Origin of the sequence: Clostridium sp. D5 (assembly GCF_000190355.1) — a bacterium.
Taxonomy (GTDB): domain Bacteria; phylum Bacillota; class Clostridia; order Lachnospirales; family Lachnospiraceae; genus Faecalicatena; species Faecalicatena fissicatena_A.
The window spans coordinates 42,485-65,829 of sequence record NZ_GL870819.1; the positions used below are offsets into that span (position 1 = coordinate 42,485).

The 23,345-nt window shown below is 44.5% G+C and carries 21 protein-coding genes; 17 read left to right on the forward strand and 4 right to left on the reverse strand.

Features of this window, described 5'->3' with window-relative positions:
• The first annotated feature begins 132 nt into the window (after nt 1-132).
• The 3 genes from HMPREF0240_RS19580 to HMPREF0240_RS19590 all read left to right on the forward strand — a co-directional run bounded on the left by HMPREF0240_RS19580 (nt 133) and on the right by HMPREF0240_RS19590 (nt 3,286).
• Nucleotides 133-1,449 carry an extracellular solute-binding protein gene (locus tag HMPREF0240_RS19580; RefSeq protein ID WP_050794581.1) on the forward strand — a complete coding sequence of 439 codons (1,317 nt, stop codon included), beginning with the start codon at nt 133-135 and terminating at the stop codon, nt 1,447-1,449.
• Between the two features lie 71 nt (nt 1,450-1,520).
• Complete coding sequence (locus HMPREF0240_RS19585) at nt 1,521-2,474, forward strand: sugar ABC transporter permease (RefSeq protein WP_198137826.1); 954 nt, start codon at nt 1,521-1,523, stop codon at nt 2,472-2,474.
• Nucleotides 2,471-3,286 (forward strand): carbohydrate ABC transporter permease, encoded by an 816-nt coding sequence (locus tag HMPREF0240_RS19590; protein ID WP_009005145.1) that lies wholly within the window; start codon nt 2,471-2,473, stop codon nt 3,284-3,286. The genes HMPREF0240_RS19585 and HMPREF0240_RS19590 overlap by 4 nt, the downstream gene beginning before the upstream one ends.
• Before the next feature lie 64 nt (nt 3,287-3,350).
• Here the strand turns inward: HMPREF0240_RS19590 and HMPREF0240_RS19595 are convergent, their stop codons facing one another.
• Both HMPREF0240_RS19595 and HMPREF0240_RS19600 read right to left on the reverse strand, forming a co-directional pair.
• A complete protein-coding gene (locus HMPREF0240_RS19595) occupies nt 3,351-3,683 on the reverse strand; it encodes a type II toxin-antitoxin system RelE/ParE family toxin (protein ID WP_009005146.1) in 333 nt (110 codons plus the stop codon).
• Complete coding sequence (locus tag HMPREF0240_RS19600; RefSeq protein ID WP_009005147.1) at nt 3,680-3,943, reverse strand: type II toxin-antitoxin system prevent-host-death family antitoxin; 264 nt, start codon at nt 3,941-3,943, stop codon at nt 3,680-3,682. Before HMPREF0240_RS19600 ends, HMPREF0240_RS19595 begins: the two co-directional genes overlap by 4 nt.
• Nucleotides 3,944-4,108: 165 nt before the next feature.
• Between HMPREF0240_RS19600 and HMPREF0240_RS19605 the strand changes: the two genes are divergently transcribed.
• From HMPREF0240_RS19605 to HMPREF0240_RS19640, 8 genes are all read left to right on the forward strand, one after another.
• A complete protein-coding gene (locus HMPREF0240_RS19605) occupies nt 4,109-5,188 on the forward strand; it encodes a methylcobamide--CoM methyltransferase (RefSeq protein ID WP_009005148.1) in 1,080 nt (359 codons plus the stop codon).
• Between the two features lies 1 nt (nt 5,189).
• On the forward strand, nt 5,190-6,365 hold the full coding sequence (locus tag HMPREF0240_RS19610) for an MFS transporter (protein WP_009005149.1): 1,176 nt from the start codon (nt 5,190-5,192) through the stop codon (nt 6,363-6,365).
• Nucleotides 6,366-6,516: 151 nt separating this feature from the next.
• A complete protein-coding gene (locus tag HMPREF0240_RS19615) occupies nt 6,517-7,914 on the forward strand; it encodes a GH1 family beta-glucosidase (protein ID WP_009005150.1) in 1,398 nt (465 codons plus the stop codon).
• Between the two features lie 2 nt (nt 7,915-7,916).
• A complete protein-coding gene (locus HMPREF0240_RS19620) occupies nt 7,917-10,247 on the forward strand; it encodes a glycoside hydrolase family 3 C-terminal domain-containing protein (protein WP_198137827.1) in 2,331 nt (776 codons plus the stop codon).
• 170 nt (nt 10,248-10,417) lie between these two features.
• On the forward strand, nt 10,418-11,437 hold the full coding sequence (locus tag HMPREF0240_RS19625; protein ID WP_009005152.1) for an SPFH domain-containing protein: 1,020 nt from the start codon (nt 10,418-10,420) through the stop codon (nt 11,435-11,437).
• 2 nt (nt 11,438-11,439) lie between these two features.
• The gene (locus HMPREF0240_RS19630; RefSeq protein WP_009005153.1) at nt 11,440-11,643 is read left to right on the forward strand and encodes a PTS ascorbate transporter subunit IIC; all 204 of its coding nucleotides are present in this window, start codon (nt 11,440-11,442) and stop codon (nt 11,641-11,643) included.
• A 228-nt stretch (nt 11,644-11,871) separates the two neighbouring features.
• Nucleotides 11,872-12,129 (forward strand): hypothetical protein, encoded by a 258-nt coding sequence (locus HMPREF0240_RS19635; protein ID WP_148486388.1) that lies wholly within the window; start codon nt 11,872-11,874, stop codon nt 12,127-12,129.
• Nucleotides 12,130-12,356: 227 nt separating this feature from the next.
• A complete protein-coding gene (locus HMPREF0240_RS19640; protein ID WP_009005155.1) occupies nt 12,357-12,602 on the forward strand; it encodes a hypothetical protein in 246 nt (81 codons plus the stop codon).
• 174 nt (nt 12,603-12,776) lie between these two features.
• Here the strand turns inward: HMPREF0240_RS19640 and HMPREF0240_RS19645 are convergent, their stop codons facing one another.
• Nucleotides 12,777-13,073 (reverse strand): hypothetical protein, encoded by a 297-nt coding sequence (locus HMPREF0240_RS19645; protein ID WP_198137828.1) that lies wholly within the window; start codon nt 13,071-13,073, stop codon nt 12,777-12,779.
• 1,400 nt (nt 13,074-14,473) lie between these two features.
• Complete coding sequence (locus HMPREF0240_RS23600; protein ID WP_009005158.1) at nt 14,474-14,785, reverse strand: hypothetical protein; 312 nt, start codon at nt 14,783-14,785, stop codon at nt 14,474-14,476.
• A 127-nt stretch (nt 14,786-14,912) separates the two neighbouring features.
• On the opposite strand from HMPREF0240_RS23600, the gene HMPREF0240_RS19660 reads away from it, so the two are divergent.
• From HMPREF0240_RS19660 to HMPREF0240_RS19685, 6 genes are all read left to right on the forward strand, one after another.
• Nucleotides 14,913-16,502 (forward strand): response regulator, encoded by a 1,590-nt coding sequence (locus HMPREF0240_RS19660; RefSeq protein WP_009005159.1) that lies wholly within the window; start codon nt 14,913-14,915, stop codon nt 16,500-16,502.
• Nucleotides 16,492-18,222 carry a sensor histidine kinase gene (locus tag HMPREF0240_RS19665; protein ID WP_009005160.1) on the forward strand — a complete coding sequence of 577 codons (1,731 nt, stop codon included), beginning with the start codon at nt 16,492-16,494 and terminating at the stop codon, nt 18,220-18,222. Before HMPREF0240_RS19660 ends, HMPREF0240_RS19665 begins: the two co-directional genes overlap by 11 nt.
• Nucleotides 18,212-19,228, forward strand: a complete 1,017-nt coding sequence (locus HMPREF0240_RS19670; RefSeq protein WP_083806401.1) for a substrate-binding domain-containing protein — start codon at nt 18,212-18,214, stop codon at nt 19,226-19,228. Before HMPREF0240_RS19665 ends, HMPREF0240_RS19670 begins: the two co-directional genes overlap by 11 nt.
• A gap of 205 nt (nt 19,229-19,433) precedes the next feature.
• Entirely contained in the window at nt 19,434-20,579 is a 1,146-nt protein-coding gene (locus HMPREF0240_RS19675) for a galactose ABC transporter substrate-binding protein (protein ID WP_009005162.1), read from the forward strand.
• A 135-nt stretch (nt 20,580-20,714) separates the two neighbouring features.
• Nucleotides 20,715-22,214 carry an ATP-binding cassette domain-containing protein gene (locus HMPREF0240_RS19680; protein WP_009005163.1) on the forward strand — a complete coding sequence of 500 codons (1,500 nt, stop codon included), beginning with the start codon at nt 20,715-20,717 and terminating at the stop codon, nt 22,212-22,214.
• 15 nt (nt 22,215-22,229) lie between these two features.
• Nucleotides 22,230-23,300 (forward strand): beta-methylgalactoside transporter, encoded by a 1,071-nt coding sequence (locus HMPREF0240_RS19685; protein WP_009005164.1) that lies wholly within the window; start codon nt 22,230-22,232, stop codon nt 23,298-23,300.
• The last annotated feature ends 45 nt before the right edge of the window (nt 23,301-23,345 follow it).

Genomic DNA, 23,345 nt, shown 5'->3' on the forward strand with positions numbered 1-23,345 from the left:
AGAAAAAAACACGGAAAAAGTGGTTTTCATAACAAAAAAGTTGGATTACATGCTACACGATTCCTCTGGATTGTTGGTATAATTTGTGCAACAACACGAGAGAACGGAATGACAAAAGGAGGAATTAATAAAATGAAAAGAAAACTGGTAATGTTACTGGCAGGAATTATGCTTATGACGCAGCTGACAGGCTGTGGGTCCGGCAAAGAAACGGACAGCACAAAAGAGGGAAAAGAAACTTCCGGTACGGCCTCAGAAAACGCGGACATGGATGAGATCAGCGGGAAAATTACGATGTGGACATGGTTCGACATCAGCGATGAGATCGAGGCATACGAGGAGAGCCATCCGGGAACAGAGATTGAACAGGTCGTAGTGGATGCAGGGGAATATATGACAAAGATCCAGACCACACTGGCTTCCGGCGGAACGCTTCCGGATCTGGTATGGGGGGAGAGCCTGAACAGAGGCCAGCTCTTTGCCATGGATATATTAGACGATCTGAAAGCAGAGCCTTATAACCTGGATACAAGTCTGGTGGAACAGAGCGTACTGCCAACAATGATCGATGAGGAAGGCAGAACGGTGGGGCTGGAGCGTAACATCAATCCAAGCGGACTGGCATATAAGAGAGATCTGGCCAAAGAATATCTTGGAACCGATGATCCGGACAAGCTGACAGAGATGATTACCTCCTGGGATGAATTTATCAATATTGGGGAGACGGTCAAAGAAAAGAGCGGCGGCAAGGTATCCATGCTGACATCACTGGGGGATGTATACTATATTGCAAACGGGCAGTCACAAGAGCAGCGGATAAAAGACGGTACCATTCAGACAGAGGTGGTAAAGGATCTTTTCACAGAGGTCTGTGAATTCAGAGATGCGGGAATCGTCAGTCAGATCGAGCAGTGGACACCGGCATGGTATGCTTCCTTCGGCGGAAAGGACAGTATCTTCAGCCCGATGCCAAGCTTCGGACTTGATAATTTTATCATACCGAATGACCCGGAAGGAGAAGGCAACTGGGGCCTGATTGTTCCTCCGGAGGGCGGCTTCAACTGGGGCGGCACCTGCTGGGGAATTACAAAAGACAGCGAAAATAAGGCTCTGGCCTGGGATTTTGTAAAGTTTGATTCCTTTGAGGAAGGCGCGGATATCAGATATGCAAACGGAGAGATTCCAAGCGGCGCCGGTTATATGGACGAGGAAAAGGTGAGTGAAGAGAATACATATTTTTCAGGACAGAAGATTGGAGAAGTATTTATCAACGAAATCCTTCCTACCATCCATATCAATCCGATCACAGAGTATGACTATACGGATATCTGCACAATAGAACTTGTTCTCAGCAGTCTGAATGCGGACTATAAGATGACCGCGGAGGATGCGGTGGATCTGTACATCAGTGAGATGCAGGATCAGGCAGCGGATTTGAAAGTGAACTAAGAATGACATAGCGGGACAGTCTGTAGCACTGGCTGTCTCGTTTTTTGCCCTCAGAGAAAGGTAAAAATGTGATGCAGACAAAAAAAGCAAAGAAAATGAAAACAAAAACAAAATACGCTGTTTTGTTTCTGGCGCCTTTTGTAATCTTATATCTGGTATTCGGGTTATTTCCTATCATACATTCCTTCTATATCAGCCTCACCGACTGGACCTTTGGGAAAGATGTTAATTTTGTGGGACTGAGCAATTATATCAGATTATTTACCGAAGACAAGTATTTCTGGAAGTCTGTGGGAAATACAGCTCTGCTGATGCTGATGTATATCCCTCTGTCCATTATTGTTGCACTGCTGCTGTCCAACCTGATCTACAGCAAGAGAACAAAGTTCAAAAAGTTTTTCCAGGTTGCATTCTTCCTGCCTAATATTACAACGGCTGTAGCCGTAGGCCTGATGTTTGCTCTGATCTTTGACTGGCAGACCGGGATACTGAATAACGTGCTGATGAAGTTTGGCATTATCAGCAGCGGTATTAACTGGCTGGGCACACCGGGGCTTGCCAGGGTGGTGACCGCCCTGATGCTCTTCTGGGCATATTTCGGGTATTGTACCGTATTTTACCTGTCCGGTATGTCCGGTATACCGGAAGATGTCTATGAAGCGGCAAAGCTGGATGGAGCAAATCACAGGCAGACTCTCTGGCATGTGACAATACCCATGCTGAAGCCGGTAACCAGCTTCCTGATTCTAACCAGTTTTATATCCGGCTGCCAGGTGATGGAGGAGCCCATGCTTCTGCTTAATGGGTGGGCAACCGTAGGACAGACGGTCGGGGGACCGGACCGGTCATGTCTGACCATTGTATGGAATCTGTATGATACAGCATTTGGAAATGGTACAAACCTGCAGTATGGCAAGGGTGCCGCCATTGGATACAGTGCATTTCTTTTAATCATGCTGGTTGTTATGCTGTGGAACCGTACGCAGAAAACTCTGGCAAAAAGGAGAGGAGACATTGACGAATGAGTAAGAGAAAAGGAATCGGGACGATGGCAGTGCTGTTTGTCCTGGCATTTATTACGATCATTCCGTTCTATATGATGCTCTGTATGAGCACCCAGACATCGGCAGAACTTTTTCAGGGGCTGACTCTGCTTCCGGGAAGTCATCTGCTGGAGAATCTGAAGACCGTCGGCAGCAGTTCGTTTGGAAAATTTTACATAAACAGCCTTGTGGCCTCTACGGCCGCTACACTGATCGGAACTTTGACAAGTGCCATGGCAGGATTTGCCCTGTCCAAGTACCGCTTTAAATACCGCGACCTGATCGCGAAGATCATTATAGCTACCATGATGATCCCCTCTCAGATCAGTCTAATCGCCTATGTAATTGAGATGAGGAACTTTCATCTTCTAAATACACTGTGGCCGGTTATCATTCCATTTACATTTAACGCTTTTGGAGTGTATTGGATGAAGCAGAGTATAGAGGGGGCCGTGCCTGATGAGGTTATGGAGAGCGCCAGGATCGATGGAGCTTCCGAAATGCGTGTGTTTTTCTCCATCGTACTGCCATTTGTGAAATCGGCGCTGATTACCATAGCACTGCTGTTATTCCTGTGGTCATGGAATAATTACCTGCTTCCTCTTATCACCATCAACGACATGGATTTATATACGGTTCCGCTGGGCATCGCAATGCTGAACGGAATGTACCGCACAGACTACGCGGCCAAGATATTAGCCCTGGCAATGGGCACGGTTCCTTTAGTGATTCTGTTTATTTTCGGCTCGAAGTATTTTATCAGAGGGTTGACATCAGGGGCAGTCAAGGGGTAAGCGCGGCCAGGAAATGAAATAAAAAGTTCCCTGCTGTAAAAATGCAGGGAACTTAAAAGAATTTCTATACAAGAGGGAAACCGAGTCTCAGGATAGACGTCCAGTTACTCTTGGCGTATAAGATTCTTATAATTGTTACTTGTTGCTTTTCCTCTGAAATCACATAAAAGGCAAGATAATTGTTTACCTGTGTAAAACGGATGCCCCATGAAGCAAGTAGGTTATCACCTACAAGAGCGAATTGTTGCGGAAGCTGCGCCAGGGCATTGATCTGGTGCTCTGCTTTATCAAGAAGCTTGTCTGCAGTCCGAGGATTTTTTAAAACAAATTCAATATAATCCGCGGCCTGCGCCATATCCCTTTCCGCAGTTGATGTGATATGAAGCTGATAGGTCACCGGTTATGCCGGTTCCTTAAATCGGACATGGTCTCGGAAAACGGGCGGGTTTTTCCTTCATTAACATCAGAAAGCCCTTCCTGGAGCATACCGTATAATTCGTAACGTCCGATGAGCTGTTCATATGCCTCAATGCTCATAACAGCAAGGTCGCCCTTACCGTTTTTGGTAATGAAAACAGGCTCAGAATAATCATGGCAAAAGGTAGAAATTTCATTGTAGCTATTACGCAAATCTGCGCTTGAACGGATTGTTGGCATGATAGCACCTCCTTTATAAAGAGATTATAAACAAATTTCTTTATATGGTCAAGGGCGCTGTCGAGATTTTCTGTTATGTGCAGCATATAGGTTACTGTTTACTGTGCACAGTAACGCATATAGAATCACCCATTATAAAATAAAGTAATAAGGAAGGATGAAGAGATGAAAAAATATTTGACCAGAGAAGAGATGATATCTGTTATCGAACGAAAAGGTGCGGCAGAGCATGTACCGTCTTTCCTGCTGAACTGGTGGGGAACCGGAACAGAGGAAAAATATGGGGAGGAGCTGACGAAACTGGAGCGGGAGTATCCTTCCGATGTTTACTGTGGTGAACTGCTGCAGCCGGGACGGGCAGAGGCCCCAGCTTCCTGCAGACCTTCATACAGGTGGGGATATAAGGACTATACAAATGCTGAAACCCACAGCATTGCACGGACACCAGTCCTGATGGAAGAATGGGACGAACTGGATCAGCTTTTTGCCGACTTTCCGGACCCGGATGAACCCGGAATTCTGGACGGAGCGGTAAAAGGACTTGAAAAAGCAGGAAACCGCTACAGGCTGGGCCTGTTCTGGCAGGTATTCCATGAGTTTTTCTGGCAGATCCGGGGAATGGAAAATGTGATGGGTGATTATGTGGAAGATCTTGATAATTTAAAGATCCTGGGCCGGAAGGTGCTGGAATTCCATAAAAGGATCGTGGACCGGTTTGCAGAAGCGGGATTTGACGGAATCATGACTTCGGATGACCTGGGCTTCCAGACCGGCCCCATGATGCAGCCCGATGTGTTTAAAGAGGTGCATCTCCCACTGTACAAAGAACTGGTGGATCATATCCATAAAAAGGGGATGCATGTGTGGCTGCATTCCTGCGGGGATAATACGCTGTTAATGGACAGCCTGGTGGAGTCGGGGATCGATGTCCTGCATCCGATCCAGAAGGGCTGTATGGATGAAAAAGCAGTTGCCGAAAAATACGGCGGTAAAATTACATTTCTGTATGGAATTGACGTACAGCATCTGGTTCCCATGGGAACCCCCAAGGAAATCCGCGAGGAGGTCCGCAGTGCCAAAAAGCTTTTTGGCAGAGAAGACGGCGGTCTGATTCTGGCTGCGGCTAACGGGATTATGCCGGATACTCCGCTGGAGAACATTAAGGCTCTTTACGAAGAGGTCTTTGGAGACAGGGAGGATGTTTTACAGGAAGACCTGATTAGCTTTGGAGGGACAGTAGAATAGCATGATTTTATTGATCTTGATCTATTTTGTATTTGTAGGCGTGGGGCTGCCGGACTCCCTCCTGGGCTCCGCCTGGCCATTTATGGCGGGGGAGTACCAGGTTGGCGTGGACAGCGCCGGAATACTGTCTATGACAATTTCCATTGGGATTATTATAGCCAGCCTGTCGGCCTGCCATCTGATCCGGAAGGTTGGATTTGGTAAGGCGGCAGTATGTGGACTTGGATTTTTGCTGATCGGGCTGGCGGGGTATGTCATATCTCCGGCCTTTGGATGGACTTTTTTCTGCTGTGTCCCTCTGGGATTCGGCAGCGGGCTGCTGCAGACGATACTCAATGATTTTGTGGCGGAACACTATTCTGCACGCCATATGAACTGGCTGCACGGTTCCTGGGGAATCGGGGCCGTGGCGGGTCCTCTGCTGGTCTCTGCATTTGGCCAGACGGCAGCGGGCTGGAGGGGCGGATATATTACGGTTGCTCTGGCAGAAGCTGTTTTAATTGCGGCTGTTCTGTTCACGCTTCCGCTCTGGAAAAAGGTGCAGGGCACCGGGAATGGTAAGATTGCGGAGAAAAGCGAAAAAGCTTCGGTACGGCGCTCTGTATCTGTGCGGGGAAAAGCATTTGTAGTAGGACAGTTCTTTATGTACTGCTCCATGGAGAATGCAATGATGCTCTGGGGCGCCAGCTACCTGATCGGTGCAAAGGGAATGGAAGCTTCTTCGGCCGCACGGGGTGTCTCCATGTTTTTCCTGGGAATTACGGCGGGCAGGTTCCTGGGCGGTATGCTGGCCGGAAAGATCGGGAATGTGACCATGATTTTCGGCAGTGTCATGACCGCCGCTATGCTGGATCTGGTGCTTTTATTTACAAACGGGGCAGGAATCGCAATGGCAGTGTTTCTGCTGCTGGGACTGATCACGGCACCCATCTATCCTGCTATGCTGCATCAGACCCCATCCTTTTTTCCACAGGAAAATCTGCAGCTGCTGATGGGAGTCCAGGTGGCAAGCGCCTATGCCGGGATTACGGTTATGCCGCCGTTGTTTGGAAAACTGTTTACGGTGACTTCATTCCAGCTTCTTCCAGTATTGCAGATGTGCTTTTTATGCTGCGTTCTGGTCTGCGTGATCGTATTGAATCAGAGGGCGGCGAAGAAACGGGAAGTTCTTGCTTAGTACATCGAATAATAATTAATTTCCTGTTATACTGACCTAAATTTTCAATGTACTAATAGAAGATGCCTGTTTTGCAGGACGTATTCATATGGGACTTTAGAATTGTATAGAGATACAGTGTTGAATCAGAGCATTTATAAAGGAGAAAATCATGTTTAAAGACGACTTTGTATGGGGAGCTGCGACTTCCGCATATCAGATTGAGGGCGCCGCTTTTGAGGACGGAAAGGGCTTGTCCGTGTGGGACGAATTCTGCCGTCAGGAGGGCAGGATTTTTCAGGGGCACACGGGGGATACGGCCTGTGACCATTACCACAGATATAAAGAAGATATTGCCCTGATGAAGGAACTTGGAATCAAGGCATACCGGTTCAGCATTTCCTGGACCCGGATCCTGCCGGATGGCTTGGGCAGGTTAGAAGAAAAAGGAGTCCGTTTCTACAGAAACCTTGCAGAAGAGCTGAAAAATCAGGGGATTACCCCTTATGCTACACTGTTCCACTGGGATTACCCTGTGGCTCTTATGAGAAAGGGCGGGTGGCTGAACCCGGACAGCCCACGCTGGTTTGAAGAGTATGCGGCTGCCGTTGCAGATGAACTGGGAGACTGCATCAGGGATTTCTATACGTTTAATGAGCCACAGATGATGTTTGGCAATACCTTTGTGAGTACAAATCTGGCACCCGGATACCGGATGGCGGACAGCGATGTAATTAAGATGATTCACAACATGCTGCTGGCGCACGGTCTGGCGGTTCAGGCGATCCGAAAGAGGATACCTGATGCGCGGGTGGGGGCGGCATTGTGCTCAGACCCCGTGATACCGGAACTGGAGGACGAAAGATCCATAGAGGCTGCACGCGAGCTTTACTTTAAGGCGGGAGATACCATGGAGGAGCTTTCCTTCAGCCTTTCCTGGTACAGCGATCCTCTGATGCTGGGAAGTTACCCCGAAGACGGGCTTGAGAAATTTGGAAAATATCTGCCAAAAGGATGGCAGGAGGATATGAAAACGATCTGCCAGCCGCTGGATTATTACGGACAGAACATTTACAGCGGGAATACTGTCCGTCTGGGTGAGGATGGGAAAGCGGTTCCCAGAATGAGGCCCGCCGGACATCCGAAGACGGCTCTGGACTGGCCCATTGATCCGGAAGCACTTTACTGGGGACCACGTTTCCTATATGAGCGCTATCAGACGCCAGTGGTGATTACAGAAAACGGCCTTTCCTGCCATGATGCGGTTTCCCTGGACGGCAGGGTGCATGACCCGAATCGGATTGACTATCTGAACCGGTATCTGCTGCAGCTTGAGCGGGCTTCGGAGGAGGGGATCTGTGTATGGGGATATTTCCACTGGTCCCTGATGGATAACTTCGAATGGACACAGGGTTACAATGAACGTTTTGGATTAATCTATATTGATTATGAGACTCTGGAGCGGATACCAAAAGATTCCTTTTACTGGTACAAAGAGGTTGTGGAAACAAATGGAGAAAGCTTAGGCCCCATATCAGGCCTGGCATACGGTGAAAAGAAGGGGGAATGAAATTGGAGAATAAAATCAGGCAAATCATAGAGACACTTACCCTTGAGGAAAAAGCGTCATTGTGTTCCGGAGCCGACTGCTGGCATACGAAGGCAATACCGGAAAGAGGAATTCCGGCGATCCGGATGTGCGACGGACCAAGCGGCCTCCGCTTTCAGTCGGGAGAAGATGATCATATGGGAGTCCATGCCAGTACGCAGATGGTCAGTTATCCTACGGGATGCGCCATGGCTTCCTCCTTTGACCGTGAACTGATGGAGCGTGTGGGAGCGGCAATCGGGAAGGAAAGCCGGGCCGTTGGAGTTTCCCTGGTTTTAGGGCCGGCTTCCAACATTAAGAGACATCCGCTCTGCGGCAGAAATTTTGAATATTTATCGGAGGACCCGTATCTGACAGGTGAGATGTCGGCGGCGGAGATCCGGGGAATCCAGAGCCAGAATGTGGGGGCATGCATGAAGCATTATGCCTGCAATAATCAGGAGACATGGCGGATGAAGATTGATGCCCGTATTGACGAGCGAACCCTGCGGGAAATCTATCTTGCAGGATTCGAGATGGCAGTGAAGCAGGAACAGCCGTGTGCGCTGATGGCCAGCTATAATAGAGTAAATGGGGAGCATGTGACGGAGAGCCGCCATCTGCTTACGGACATCCTCAGGGAAGAGTGGGGATTCGAAGGCTTTGTAGTCAGCGACTGGGGAGCTTCCAACCACAGGCCGGCCGGAGTGGAAGCCGGTATGGATCTGGAAATGCCGGGATGCAATGGAATCACGGATGAACAGCTTGTGGAGGCAGTCCGCCTGGGAAGGCTTGAGGAGAGTGTGCTGGATGAGGCTGCCGGGCGTATCATCGGAAAAGTACTGCAGTATGAAAATACACCGACGGGTGAAGATTTTGCCAGGGAAGAGCATCATGAACTGGCTGTTGAGGCGGCAGCTGAATCGGCGGTGCTTCTGAAAAATGAGAATCAGCTGCTTCCTCTTAAAGAAGGCAGGAAGGTTGTATTTACCGGACGGTTTGCAGAGGCACCCAGATTTCAGGGCGGCGGCAGTGCATGTGTGAATCCATTTAAGCTGACAAATGCACGGCAGGAGGCCGCCGGAATCAGCGGGGTGTCCTATGTACCGGGATTTACGGAGGAAGAAGACTGTGTGAATGAGGCGTGGCAGAAGGAAGCTTTGGATGCGGCAGCATGTGCGGATGCGGTAGTTATCTTTGCAGGGCTTCCGGAGATTTTCGAGAGCGAGTCCTATGACCGCCCGGACATGAGACTGCCTTTCTGCCAGAATCAGCTGATCGAAGCTGTCTGTGCGGTTCAGAAAAACGTAGTGGTGGTGTTGTGTGCAGGTTCCGCCGTAGAGATGCCCTGGGCTGGGAGAGTATCATCCATCCTGCAGATGCATACAGGAGGACAGGGAACGGGAACGGCAGCAGTGGATCTGCTCTATGGCAGAAAGAATCCCTGCGGGAAACTTGCCGAGACTTATCCGGTCCGGCTGCAGGATGTGCCGTCCTATCTGAATTACCCGGGAGATGGGAAAACGGTGCATTATCAGGAAGGAATTTTTGTTGGATACCGGTATTATGATGTGAAGGATATGGAAGTACTGTTTCCTTTCGGACATGGGCTTTCTTACACCACATTCGCCTATCATAACTTGCGGGCCGATAAGACAGACTTCGATGAAGAAGATATCCTGGAAGTATCAGTGGATGTAACAAATACGGGAGAACGATTCGGCAAAGAAGTGGTACAGCTCTATGTTTCGGATATGACGGACCAGCAGAATAAAAAATGGGAAGTCGACAGGAAGAGCAATGTGTTTGTTCAGGAAAATGAGGGAACCGTCTCCAGGCCCCGCAGAGAACTGAAAGGATTTGTGAAAACTGCGCTGCAGCCGGGGGAAACGAAAACAGTGGTCTTCCAGCTTGACCGGAGGAGCTTTGCCTGGTATAACGAGGAAATTAAGGACTGGTACTGCAGCGGTGGGAAGTACTGCATTCAGGTGGGGGCATCTTCCAGGGACATTCGGGATACTTTAGAGGTTTGCCTTCAGAAAGATGAGAAGAAAGTCCCGGTTTGTGTAAGTATGGATACATTGATGAGTGAAATTTCGCCTTATCAGGGATTGTGGCAGATGGCTCTGGACTATCTGGCACAGGCCTGCCCGAAGCTGGATGAGATTATACATGGCACAGATTCTAATGCCTTTTATCTGCGGGAAGAATTGAAGGAGCTGCCGCTTTATGCCGTGCGTGGGTTGTATGCGGTGAGGCAGGAAGATATGGATGGGGTGATTGAACTGCTGAATCGGGAGATCAGCAGGATGTAAAAATTACAGGCAGCGCCCCCGTTCTTAAGCTCTTTGTTTTTTTGTAAAGCATTAAATAATTCATTTTAATTTTCCTGTCTGGCATATATTGACAAAATGATATCAAAGTGATATCATTCAAATATGAACAAGATTCAACTACAACTAGGAATTGAAAGAGAGGGATTATTATGAATGAAAAGGTCCTTAGTACAAAAAAGAATGGTATGCTTGTTTTAATTATCACCACACTGCTCTATTTGGCAGCTATCGCAGGCTGTATCTTCGGCGGAATGATTGTGAACGACGGCGGACTGCCTGTTCTGCTGATTATCAGCATAATCTGGCTTTGCATTGGATGGATTCCGTACTGCGGTCTGAAGGTTCTGAAACCTCAGGAAGCGCTGGTACTGACACTTTTCGGTAAGTATGTGGGTACCTTAAAGAATGACGGTTTTTACTATGTGAATCCATTCTGCACCAGCGTCAATCCGGCGGCAAAGACAAAGCTGAATCAGAGCGGAGATGTGGACGGCGGAGCCCAGAAGGCATTTGCAGTCACTGTTAAAAACGAAGTTTCCTTTGGGGAGGCATCCAGCAGAAAGATTTCCCTGAAGATCATGACACTGAATAATAACCGGCAGAAGATCAATGACTGCCTCGGTAATCCGGTTGAGATTGGAATTGCAGTTATGTGGCGGGTGACAGATACCGCAAAGGCTGTATTCAATGTAGATAATTACAAGGAATACCTGTCCCTGCAGTGTGACAGTGCGCTCCGCAATATTGTAAGGATCTATCCGTACGATGTAGCGCCGAATGTGGATACGACCGGCGATGGAGTTGCAGATGAAGGCAGCCTGCGTGGTTCCAGTGAAGTAGTAGCTTCCAGAATCCGGGACGAGATCCAGCAGAAAGTATCAGAGGCAGGTCTTGAGGTGATAGAGGCACGTATTACTTATCTGGCTTACGCACAGGAGATTGCTGCTGTAATGCTTCAGAGGCAGCAGGCATCCGCTATTATCGATGCGAGAAAGATGATCGTGGACGGTGCGGTTGGCATGGTCGAGATGGCCCTGGACCGGTTGAATGAAAAAGAGATTGTGGAACTGGATGAAGAAAGAAAAGCGGCTATGGTTTCCAATCTTCTGGTGGTGCTCTGCGGCAATCATGACACGCAGCCCATCGTAAATACGGGAAGTCTATACTAAGTATGGCAGATTCCAAGAAGAAACAGGTTCCCTTAAGGCTCTCCGAGAAATTGTACAATGCCATTGCCGCTTGGGCGGAAGATGATTTTCGCTCTGTAAACGGACAAATTGAATATCTTCTGTCGGAATGTGTACGGCAGAGAAAAAAAGATGGAAAATATGTTTCAGAGCATCTGGATGAACCACCGGAACTGGATATTAAATAAGAAAATACAAACGGCCCTGTCTATAGGGCCGTTCAGACTGTAGACAAAGTAAATTATGCTATGAAGCATTGTATATTTAGAAAATGAATATGCAGTGCTATATTTTTGCTTTTTTTCTGTTATAATAAAATAAATCGGAATTATCTGATATTTCAAGATATAGAATTTAAAGAAACGCAGCTTAAGTTGACCACATTGGTCGCAGCGGCGGCTAAGAAGGGAATTGTAATGGAGATAAATAATAAGAAATATAAGCTATCTTATATTAGAGCCTTTTTCATTATGCTTCTTTTTGCTATTTGCTTAACTGTGAATGTTTTATTTTGGAGTACTTATAATTTTTATGAATTATTAGATAAGACAGCTGTAACTGAGACGTGGGCAAATTCGGAAAGTATTGCTGCCAATGAAGGCAGTGATAATACTACCTGTGTTAAGGCTTCATTTTTAAACAAAAATAATTCTTATTATAGTTTTTCTTTTTGACCTTATTTATATTATTGCTACGGATTGAATGCACCTGCAACTATATCAGTACCTTCCGTGTGGAGAGGGAAGTGAACCATAGAGACAGTACCAGTAGTGTCCAGAAAGCGCCCCTGAAAAAGAGTATTTAAAGTCTGTACCAGCTGTTCACGATTCTTAAATCAGCGAACTACCGTTACCTTGAGTTTATTTCATTTTTTGATGACCACAGCAGCGGAAGGAAGAAAGTGGATGAAGTCAGCCGTCCCCAGAAAGAAAAGGAATGGTCTTACCGTGAGATTAACTTTTTTGATTCTCGCGACCTGTCAGTACTGGAAGTTATCAGCAGAGGGGAATACATGGCCTTTGGGATGCAGGGGAAAAACATCCGCCAGCACCTTCCTGAGATTACGTCATCTGCGATGACAAGGATTTTTAAACGACTGAGACTTCATGGATTGATTGAAAAGATTCCTTCAAAAATTCTTATATGACTTTATTTCAAATCCATTAGTAGTAAATTGGCAGTAAATTAAGTTGGGAAGTCTTACGAATATGCCGTGAAATCAAGGGATTGGTGAGATAACCAACAATTTTCATTAAAAAAACAGGTCTTCTTCACAATGAATTTTAAGCAAAGAAGACCTTGTTCAATTCCATACTGCCAATTACTGGTTTTCATCCCCATTGTCTTGAGCATCAGTAGATTTTATTTGATAAATATTTCGTATCTTTTTAGAATTTTTATAACCTACGGTGAGACCGAACAGGATCAACGCAAGCCCCAGAACCGCAAACAAAATCGTAAATATGATCGTAATTATCTGCTCACTGCCGGAGGTGACAGATATCTGTTTAAACATACTGTAAGCCAGCCCTGCCAGATACACGCCTGCCATTGAATAGATGGCCGGTCTGACCCTGTTTTTCCACCCATTGTTCTCCGCTGCTTTTTTTTCTTCCATCTGTCTTTTCCTCCCTTTCGGCATGAATAAATTCTCGGAATTCCCAGCCCTTATTTTTCAAGGCTTTCCCTCCCTTTATAATAAAAATCACCCACTTTTTTCGCAAAAAAGCTTGATAAATCACCAAAAATTTGTGGCGAAGCCGATTGAATATATTTTATTTTTATCGACTGGAGGCTATTTTTATGTTACCTTGTAACATCGGCGGACATGCTGCCTATCAGGACGTTGGAATCTACGTAAATATTATCCAAATTCCGATTGGTTCTATGTCAAGAAAAAGTACAAATTAAATGGAACAAATTTTAGAATTTTCTTTACATCCCATAATCAATATAAATTCACATAAATATTCTCTATAAAAACACAATTTCCTAAGTATTTTATTTATATCACAAATGGTAAAAAATGTCTACATTTCTTTCTGTTACCCCAGTTTAACTTATAATCTTGTAAACTGTTTTTCAGTACCGCTTGGAAAATATAAAGATGTGCACTATTTCGAGGAGGAACCTCCTGCTGATTCTAATTTTTTATCGTAGCAATCGCCTTGTATCTCAATGCTCCGTTTATAAATACCGTTCTTGGCTGCCATCTGGATGCAGTCATTCACCTGAAGGACGAAACACGTCAGATTTACCAAGATGCAGGGAAATTATTTGAACAAGGAGAAGGAAAGCGTCCTGGGTTCAGGATAGTAAATAAGCGGATCGAATGCTGGGATATTACTGGATTTGAGATGGAAGGTCTTGAAAAGAGTGTGCGTGTGGTAAGATACTGTGAACAAATGAGGGATAGGAAGGGACGAGAGAGTATGCAAAGCACTGTTACTGCCATGAGGGAAAGGAGGTCATTTATTCCCCTTTGCTGATAGCGTCCAGCACTGACAGGTCCTGGGAATCAAAAAGGTTGATCCCGCGGTAAGAACGTTCCTTTTCTTTCTGGGGACGGCTGACTTCATCCACTTCTTCCTGCCGCTGCTGTGGTCATCAAAAGATGAAATGAACTCAAGGTAACGGTAGTTCGCTAATTTCAGAATCGTGAGCAGCTGGTACAGACTTCAAGCACTTTATGGAGTCCTTCGGGGTTAATCCGGTCGGAAAGTTTCTGGGCGGTTTCAATATCGGAGATATTAAGGAACGCATTATCCAGCATCCGATAGTCAATCTGTTTTTTTATCAGGTTTGCGGGCAAGCAGGTTGTGAACGTTTATATAAACTGAGGCCGGAAAGGTGGTCATGTCGGGACACGGAGATAACAGAGACCAAGTTCCCTGTCAATAAAATAAAAATAGTAGTGAAGGTATTTACTATGATCAAATTTCAGAGATGTCTTTCCTGTTGTTTTATCATGCCAAGGTTTATAAGTATTGCAGCATTCCATAGCAGAGAAGATATGGATTATACCTTCTGATTTCCCGGAGTCGGAAATAATCTGCTGGATACGTCATCTTTGCGGAAGGCGTGAAGCTTGCGGATGAATTCAATTTCAACTCCATTTTCCTGAGCAATCTTCTCTGTATTTTGCCGAACCTGCTCTGTAAGGGGATGGGAGAAATTATGATAATCAAAAATACGGATTCCATTAAGTATGATATAAGTGGTCATAGCTTCAGCATGGCTCCAACTGGGGATATACCCCTGTATGTTCACACGGTCATAGCAGGTAATGATGCCATAAATTTTTTCGGCGTACTTATCTATGAGTAACATGATAGAAATTCCCCTTTTTCTTTAGAGTAATATAAAAGGGGAATAAATTCGTTGTGCATATTGGGAAGAGAAGATATAATGTTAAGATAATTGTTTTAGAAGGCTGTTGGGATATGAAGGAGGTTGTATGTATACTGTTATCGTGGCTGATGATGAAGAGGAGATCCGCAGGGGGATTGTGTGGAAGGTGAAATGGGAAGAAATCGGGTTTCAGGTGGTTGGAGAAGCGGAAAATGGGATTGAAGCTTTGGAACTTGTTGAAAAATTGGAGCCGGATTTGTTGCTGACGGATATCAGGATGCCGTTTTTGTCCGGGATAGAGCTTGCGCGGCAGGTCAGAGAAGTCAGACCTACGGTGCAGATTGCATTTTTGAGTGGATTTGATGAGTTTAGTTATGCACAGCAGGCAATTCAGTATAATATTGTCAGCTATATGTTGAAGCCGATTTCTTCGGGGGAACTGGAAAAAGAACTTTGGAAGATTAAGGGGATGATTGACAGTAAATTTGAAGAGTTTTCTTCGAAGTCGCTTGTGCAGGAGCGGATGGAAAAGTCTGAATTTATGCTGACGCTTCTGCTGGATGGTTTGCAGGAAGAATTGGCGGTGCAGGATAGTGAAGAAGTGATGCGAAATGCGATTTCGTGTGGACTTCTTAGAAATGCAAAGCCGGAACATATGAATTATGTTGTTATGGTAACCAGAATTTCGGAAGGAGAAGAAGGTAGGACGACGCGGGCAAGTGTGAATGCCGTGGATATGATTTTGAAGAAGTATGTCAGGTCGGTCAGTTGTTATTTAAAGGGTAGAGTCGTGTCTATTTTGGCTGCGACTCCGGCCGGATTTCAGAAGTATCTTCATATTATTGTAGATGAAATTGTTCAAAGTGTGGAACGTATTATGCATTTGAACTGTACGGTGGGGATCAGCAGAAGTACGGATATCTTGTTAAATTGCCGGGAGTGCTATCTGGAATCGATCAATGCGCTGAGTTATTCCAGCCAGAAGGAAAGTAATGTATATTTTATAGCGGATGAGGAACGTGCCGTGAATGTGAACCGGGAACTGATGGAATCTACGGTCAGTACAATGGAAGAGTTACTGCGCGGGGGAAGTAATGAAGAACTGAAATCATTTTTACATGCATTTTCGGAAAACATCAGTGGAGGGAAGATTGCGCCTGCACTGGCCGATTTTCTGATGTCACAGATGTTGGGGGTCATCTTTAAAGTAGTTTATTCTGTTGTGGGAGAGGAGTTCGTACAACAACTGCAAAGTGAGTATTATTTAAAAAATCATAACACGGTCGGACAGGTGAAAGAGGCTTTTGGGCGATATGCTTCGCTTTGCCTGGCGGCGAAAGAACTGATTGCAGAGCAGCGCAAGAAAAGCGGGGAAATACTATGTGATAAAGCGTTGGAGATGATCCGCACCAGATATAAAGACCAGGAATTATCGCTTACCAAAGTCAGTGAAGAAATCGCCGTAAGTCCGAATTATTTAAGTTCATTGATCAAGAAAACGACTGGAAATACCTTTGTAGAATTGCTCACACAAAAAAGAATGGAGAAAGCGAAAGAACTACTGCTTTGTACATCTATGAAAATATGGGAAATCACGGAAGAATGCGGATACCGAGACCAACATTATTTCAGTTATTGTTTTAAAAAGACGATGGGAATATCTCCGAATCAATACAGGAGGGAAAATGGACAGTAACATGGAAAATACAAAAAATCAGGACAAGAGAAGCAAACCGTCTCTTTCCGGGCTTTTTACGTCATTAGTCGTGATGATTGTATTAATCACGTCCGTTATAATCATTCTGGTATTTATCAAAATTTATAAGGAAGCCATGGAGCAGAATGCAATCCGAAGCAGTGAACAGGCAGTTGTTCAGGTGCAGAATATGGTAGGGGTTTATACCGGCGATATGGAAATGGTGATGGATACGATTTGCGACAGCATGAAAAAAGAGGAACTAGAACGGAAAGAGTTTATCCAGAGGCTTGTAGAAATGCGTGAGGACGTGGTTGCCGTAACCATGTATAATGAAACTGGCAGGCTGCTTGACTGGTGGTCCAATGGACAGGAGTTAAAAGAAGAAGTTTACCGCAATCTGTCTTATGTAAAGCCAAGTGATACATATGGGAAGGTAGAAATCAGTAAACCACATGTGGAATCGCTGTTTTCCAGTTATTATCCATGGGTGGTCACCATTTCAAAAGATGTGAAAGATGCATCGGGAAATGTGTTGCGTATTGCCATGGATATCCGGTTTGACAAAATTGCCAATTACGTGGATGATGTGGGGATCGGACAGAGAGGATACTGCTATATTACAGATACAGACCGAAATATCATTTACCATCCAAGACAACAATTGCTTTATTCCGGTGTAAAACAGGTGGAAAGAACCGGAGTCGAAAATGGTGCTGAGATCAAAACAGATGCAATTTACACCGCACATACAATCAATAATTCCAATTGGCGTATTGTGGGGGTATGTTACGTGGATGAGATGATTACCGCAAAGGTAGAAGGTCTGGTGGGACTTTTGATTTTTATTCTTGCTACAGTACTTATTTCGGCTATGCTAGTTGGAATGGTGATATCCGGCCTCTTTTCAAAACCGGCAAAAAGTCTTGCCGGGGCAATGCGGGATTTTGAAAAGAATGCAGAAAATTTTACTTTTAAACAGGTGGGCGGAACCGAAGAAATTGTCGCGCTGTCTGATTCGTTTGACCATATGGTAATCCGTATCCAGCGTTTGATGGATAAGGTAAGAAAAGAAGAAATTACACTGAGAAAAACAGAGTTAAAAGCATTGCAGGCGCAGATTAATCCGCATTTTCTATATAATACGTTGGATGCAATCGCCTGGCTGTGTGAGGACGGAAGAAATGAGGATGCGGAAGAAATGGTCAATGCACTTGCAAAACTGTTCCGGATCAGTATCAGCAAAGGTCATGAATTAATACCGATTGAAAAGGAAATACAGCATGCGGAGAGTTATTTAAAAATAGAGAATTTCCGTTATAAAAACCAGTTTACGTATACATTTGATGTGGATGAATCCTGTCTGGCATATTTGTGCAATAAGATTACACTTCAGCCAATTATTGAAAATACAATTTATCATGGATTGAACCGGATGGTTGATGAAGGGGAAATAAGGATCGGAATACATCAGGATGAAACGGGAATTGTGTTTACTGTGGAAGACAACGGTGTGGGAATGACAGAAGCACAATGTGAAGAAATCCTGCACAAAGAATCCGGCAGCAGGACAGGCATCGGGATTAAAAATGTAAATGACCGTATTAAGATATATTTTGGTAAAGAATACGGGCTTACGATCAGCAGTGAACTTGATGAGGGAACATGTGTATCAATCAGAATGCCGAAAGTGACGGAGGGAGAGTACGATGGAAAGTAAAAAGTATTGGAAATGGCTGTTTACGATTATTGCTCTGGCTTTGTGTACCGGCATGTTGTCCGGCTGTAAAAACGTGAAAGCCTATATAGATAAAGAGGAAACGGACACAGGAACCTTAAAGAAGCAAAAAGTGGCACTGATTACAAAATCCACCAATTCTGCATTTTGGGGGCTTGTATATTCCGGCGCAAGTGCTGCCGCGACCGAGTATAATATGGATCTTTCTTTTGAAGGCCCTGCCAACGAGGAAGATTATGAAACACAGAATCATATGATTCAAAAAGCAGTGGAGGAAGGTGTTGATGCAATTGTATTCTCAGCAGTGGATTATGAAGCAAATGCAGAGGCGATTGACGAAGCGGCAAAAGCCGGGGTTACGATTGTTGTCATAGACAGTGATGTGAACAGCAAAAAAGTGAGCTGCCGTATCGGAACCGATAATTATGAGGCAGGTTGTACGGCTGGTGAAGCAGTTCTTGACAGTGATGATGCAGTACTCTATATTGGGATCGTGAATTTTGATAAAACTACAGAAAACGGGCAGACAAGGGAAAGAGGCTTCCGTGAGACAGTAGAAAAAGATAAGCGGGCTGTGATCGTGGAGTCGGTCAATGTTCTTTCTTCGATTGAATCAGCTAAAACAGAAACGAAGCGGATGTTGAAAGAGCATCCGGAAATGAATGCCATTGTTACTTTTAATGAATGGACCAGTATTGGAGTAGCCGAAGCGGTGAAAGAATTGCACGCTGCGGATCACACAAAAGTGGTTGCATTTGACAGTAACGTGGCCTGTGTGGATATGATGGAGACCGGAGAAGTGGATGCGCTGGTGGTACAAAATCCTTATGCCATGGGGTATCTCGGCGTGGAGAATGCATATAATCTGTTAAATAATCATGCATTGGAGGGAAAAAAAATCAATACTGCGGTAAAACTTGTGACGAAAGATACCATGTATAGTGAAGAGAGCCAAAGGATGCTGTTTGCCATTGATCAGAAATATTAACATTTCAAATACGCCAATGCGTATTTGAAATAGAGAAAACTGCCGTAAATCAGAAATAACCCGTGAACAACGGGTGATCATTTTTGAGTTACGGCAGTTTTTTGCATAGATATTTGTAAAATTGTAATAGATTATCCTATGGGATTTCTAAAATTGGGATGCTATACTTTGTGTCGAATAAGACATACCAAAAGGAGGGTATATTATGAAAAAGAGAGTTTTAGCTGTTTTAATGGCAGCTACAATGGTTATGGGAATGCTTGCAGGCTGCGGCGGGGGAAGTGATTCCGGAACAGACAAGTCTGAAAAAAAAGAAAGTTCGTCTGACAAAAAGGTTTCGGCAGATGGGAATGTAGCAGTATTCTACTATACATATTCAGATACTTACATTGCTTCCGTACGTACTGCATTGGATGCGAAATTGGATGAGATGGATGTTGAATACCAGGATTATGATGCAAATAACAACCAGACAACTCAGAATGAGCAGATTGATACTGCAATTCAGACAGGTGCTTCATTATTGATCGTAAATATCGTAACATCTGGTGCCGAAGATGCGTCTACACAGATCATCGACAAAGCAAAAGCGGCAGATATTCCTGTTATTTTCTTCAACCGCGCAGTAGAGGGAGAGGAAGAAGGTACTGTACTTGGAAGCTATGACAAATGTGCGTTTGTAGGAACAGATGCTCCTGAAGCAGGTCATATGCAAGGCAAGATGATCGGTAACTACGTAGTAGAAAACTTTGAAGAGATGGACTTAAACGGAGATGGAAAAATATCTTATGCAATGTTCATGGGACAGTTAGGAAACGCAGAAGCAATCTACCGTACACAGTTTGCAGTAGAAGATGCGGACGCAGTCATTAAAAAAGCAGGAAAGCCGGCATTAGAATACTTTGATGCTTCTAATTCTGACAAGTACCAGGTTGACCAGGATGGTTCATGGAGTACTGCAGCTGCTAACAATTATATGACAACAAACCTTTCTCAATACAATGAAGGCAATAAGAACATGATCGAATTAATTATCTGTAACAATGACGGAATGGCAGAAGGTGCTATTGCGGCATTAAATGATAAAGGTTATAACACAGGTAAAGAAGGCGATAAAATGATTCCAGTATTTGGTGTTGACGCTACAGATGCTGCAAAACAGTTAATCGCTGACGGTAAAATGGTAGGAACAATTAAACAGGATGCTGATGGTATGGCTGATTGTATCGCTGATCTTACAAAGAATGCGACAGGCGGAAAAGATTTAATGGATGGAACAGATTCTTACAACATTTCTGAGAATGTAAGCAACAAGATTTACATTCCTTATGCAGAATATACAGGAAAATAAAACAGATCTTGCCAAAAAGAAAGACGGCAGCCACTGGTTGGCGGCCGTTTTCTCTTAGGAAAGAACTTGCCAAAGATGCACAGATGGCAATTAGCCCGCTGGAGACTGCGGGGATGAGAGATAGGAGGGCATATTATGGAACAAGATGTTTTATTACAAATGACGGATATTTCAAAAGAGTTCCCTGGCGTGAAAGCATTAGATCATGTTTCCCTTACCGTAAAAAAAGGTACCGTACATGCATTGATGGGAGAAAATGGCGCTGGAAAATCTACACTGATGAAATGTCTGTTTGGAATGTATTCAAAAGATGGGGGAACCATTACACTGGAAGGAAAAGAAATTGATTTTAAGAATTCCAAAGAAGCGCTGGAGCATGGTGTGGCCATGGTGCATCAGGAACTGAATCAGGCATTGAAACGCAATGTCATGGACAATATCTGGCTGGGGCGTTACCCCAAAAAGGGAGGGATTATGGTAGACCAGAAAAAGGTTTATCATGATACATTAGAAGTATTTGAAGAGTTAAACATTGATGTAGATCCAAACCGGATTATGAGCACAATGCCGGTATCACAGCGGCAGATGGTGGAAATTGCAAAGGCAGTTTCATTTCATTCTAAGATTATTGTGTTCGATGAACCAACATCATCTCTGACGGAACAAGAAGTGGAACATTTATTTGAAATTATCAATATGTTAAGAGATCAGGGATGTGGAATTATCTACATTTCTCATAAAATGGCAGAAATCAAACGGATATCGGATGAAATCACGATCATGCGGGATGGTACCTGGGTGGCAACAGAAAAGGCCGCTGACCTTTCGATGGAAGAAATTATCCGTTTGATGGTTGGACGAGAACTGACCAATCAGTTCCCGCCAAAAACAAATAAACCAGGGGAAGTAATGCTTGAGGTGGAGCATTTAAGCGCACAGTATTCTCTGCTCAATAATGTTTCTTTTAAAGTGCGCAAGGGAGAAATCGTGGGTCTTGCGGGCCTTGACGGCAGCGGACGTACAGAAACACTGGAGAATCTCTTTGGGATTGCGACCAGGAAATCCGGTACAATTAAGTTGGATGGAAAAGTAGTACTAAACCGTAACGCGCGCGAATCCATTAATAACGGATTTGCACTTTTAACGGAAGAACGGCGTGCAACCGGTATATTCGGTATTTTGAGTATCCGGGAGAACACGGTTATTTCAAATTTGAAGAAGCATAAAAAGCATAGGCTGTATCTGAGTGAAAAGTCAATGAAAGAAGATACAAAATGGTCCATTGACGCCATGCGTACAAAAACGCCTACACAGGAGACAAAGATTCGTTCCCTGTCCGGTGGAAACCAGCAGAAGGTAATTCTCGGAAGATGGCTTTTGACTAATCCGGAAGTATTATTACTAGATGAGCCTACAAGAGGGATTGATGTAGGTGCGAAGTATGAAATTTATCAACTTATCATAGATTTGGCAAATAAAGGAAAGGCGGTTGTGGTAGTATCTTCGGAAATGCCCGAACTGCTTGGTATCTGCGACAGAATCTTAGTTATGTCCGGCGGAAAACTTGCAGGGGAAGTTGATGCCAAAGAAGCAACGCAGGAACAAATTATGACTTTTGCAGCCCAATACGTATAAAGGAGATCCGGTTAGATGAAAGCAATTAATAATTTTAAAGCAAGTTATGCGAATTACAAATCACTGGATGGTAAGGAAAAATCAACCTTTTGGAGAGAAGCGATTATCAATAACGCTATCTTTGTGTTGATTATCATAGCTATCATCTATACATACACACAAAATAAAAGGTTTTTAACCGTATCGTCACTGGTAAATATTATTTCACTGTCTGCGGCAAATATTCCGATTGCCTGTGGTATTGCAGGTACGATTGTACTGACAGGTACGGACCTTTCCGCAGGACGCGTTGTAGGTCTGACAGCCTGTATTTCCGCAGCACTTTTGCAGTCTGCATCCTATGCTACAAAAATTTTTCCAAATCTTCCGGTTGTGCCCATTCCGCTGGTAATTCTGGGTGTTATTGTAGTCGGCGGTATTGTCGGATGGGTAAATGGTTTTTCTGTGGCGAAGTTTAAATTACATCCGTTTATTGTAACACTTGCAACGCAGTTAATGGTATATGGTGTTTTATTAATGTTCGTTATGGTAAACGGCAATAACGGACAGCCGTTATCAGGACTTGACAACTCTTACAAGGATTTTGTAACAGGAAGTTTTGTGAAATTCTTCGGAGTACCGATTCCGAATTATGTATGGTATGCATGTGTTGTGATTGCGTTTATGTGGTTTATGTGGAACAAAACTACATTCGGTAAAAATATGTTTGCCGTTGGTTCCAACCCGGAAGCGGCAAATGTATCCGGTGTAAATGTTATGAGAACAACCATTCTGGTACATACGCTGGCAGGATGTATGTATGGTATTACCGGATTTATTGAAGCCGCACGTATCGGTTCAAACGGAGCGGGAACCGGAGCCAACTATGAGTTGGATGCGATCGCGGCCTGCGTCATAGGTGGTGTCTCTTTCGTAGGTGGTACCGGTAAGATCAGAGGCGTTGTACTTGGTGTGTTTATATTACGTATCATTTTTGTTGCGCTGCAATTTTTATCTATCAACCAGAGCATGCAGTATGTAATCAAAGGTTTAATTATTCTTGTGGCATGCGCAATTGATATGAGAAAATATCTTGTGCGTAAATAATGCCAAAACAGAAAGCATATCGTGTCTGGAAGCCCGTTCCAGTAA

Excerpts from the sequence above, each read along its gene's own strand:
- HMPREF0240_RS19580 (WP_050794581.1), top strand. The coding sequence starts at position 133 with ATGAAAAGAAAACTGGTAATGTTACTGGCAGGAATTATGCTTATGACG.
- HMPREF0240_RS19585 (WP_198137826.1), top strand. The coding sequence starts at position 1,521 with ATGCAGACAAAAAAAGCAAAGAAAATGAAAACAAAAACAAAATACGCT.
- HMPREF0240_RS19590 (WP_009005145.1), top strand. The coding sequence starts at position 2,471 with ATGAGTAAGAGAAAAGGAATCGGGACGATGGCAGTGCTGTTTGTCCTG.
- HMPREF0240_RS19600 (WP_009005147.1), bottom strand. The coding sequence starts at position 3,943 with ATGCCAACAATCCGTTCAAGCGCAGATTTGCGTAATAGCTACAATGAA.
- HMPREF0240_RS19605 (WP_009005148.1), top strand. The coding sequence starts at position 4,109 with ATGAAAAAATATTTGACCAGAGAAGAGATGATATCTGTTATCGAACGA.
- HMPREF0240_RS19610 (WP_009005149.1), top strand. The coding sequence starts at position 5,190 with ATGATTTTATTGATCTTGATCTATTTTGTATTTGTAGGCGTGGGGCTG.
- HMPREF0240_RS19615 (WP_009005150.1), top strand. The coding sequence starts at position 6,517 with ATGTTTAAAGACGACTTTGTATGGGGAGCTGCGACTTCCGCATATCAG.
- HMPREF0240_RS19625 (WP_009005152.1), top strand. The coding sequence starts at position 10,418 with ATGAATGAAAAGGTCCTTAGTACAAAAAAGAATGGTATGCTTGTTTTA.
- HMPREF0240_RS19630 (WP_009005153.1), top strand. The coding sequence starts at position 11,440 with ATGGCAGATTCCAAGAAGAAACAGGTTCCCTTAAGGCTCTCCGAGAAA.
- HMPREF0240_RS19635 (WP_148486388.1), top strand. The coding sequence starts at position 11,872 with ATGGAGATAAATAATAAGAAATATAAGCTATCTTATATTAGAGCCTTT.
- HMPREF0240_RS19645 (WP_198137828.1), bottom strand. The coding sequence starts at position 13,073 with ATGGAAGAAAAAAAAGCAGCGGAGAACAATGGGTGGAAAAACAGGGTC.
- HMPREF0240_RS23600 (WP_009005158.1), bottom strand. The coding sequence starts at position 14,785 with ATGTTACTCATAGATAAGTACGCCGAAAAAATTTATGGCATCATTACC.
- HMPREF0240_RS19660 (WP_009005159.1), top strand. The coding sequence starts at position 14,913 with ATGTATACTGTTATCGTGGCTGATGATGAAGAGGAGATCCGCAGGGGG.
- HMPREF0240_RS19665 (WP_009005160.1), top strand. The coding sequence starts at position 16,492 with ATGGACAGTAACATGGAAAATACAAAAAATCAGGACAAGAGAAGCAAA.
- HMPREF0240_RS19670 (WP_083806401.1), top strand. The coding sequence starts at position 18,212 with ATGGAAAGTAAAAAGTATTGGAAATGGCTGTTTACGATTATTGCTCTG.
- HMPREF0240_RS19675 (WP_009005162.1), top strand. The coding sequence starts at position 19,434 with ATGAAAAAGAGAGTTTTAGCTGTTTTAATGGCAGCTACAATGGTTATG.
- HMPREF0240_RS19680 (WP_009005163.1), top strand. The coding sequence starts at position 20,715 with ATGGAACAAGATGTTTTATTACAAATGACGGATATTTCAAAAGAGTTC.
- HMPREF0240_RS19685 (WP_009005164.1), top strand. The coding sequence starts at position 22,230 with ATGAAAGCAATTAATAATTTTAAAGCAAGTTATGCGAATTACAAATCA.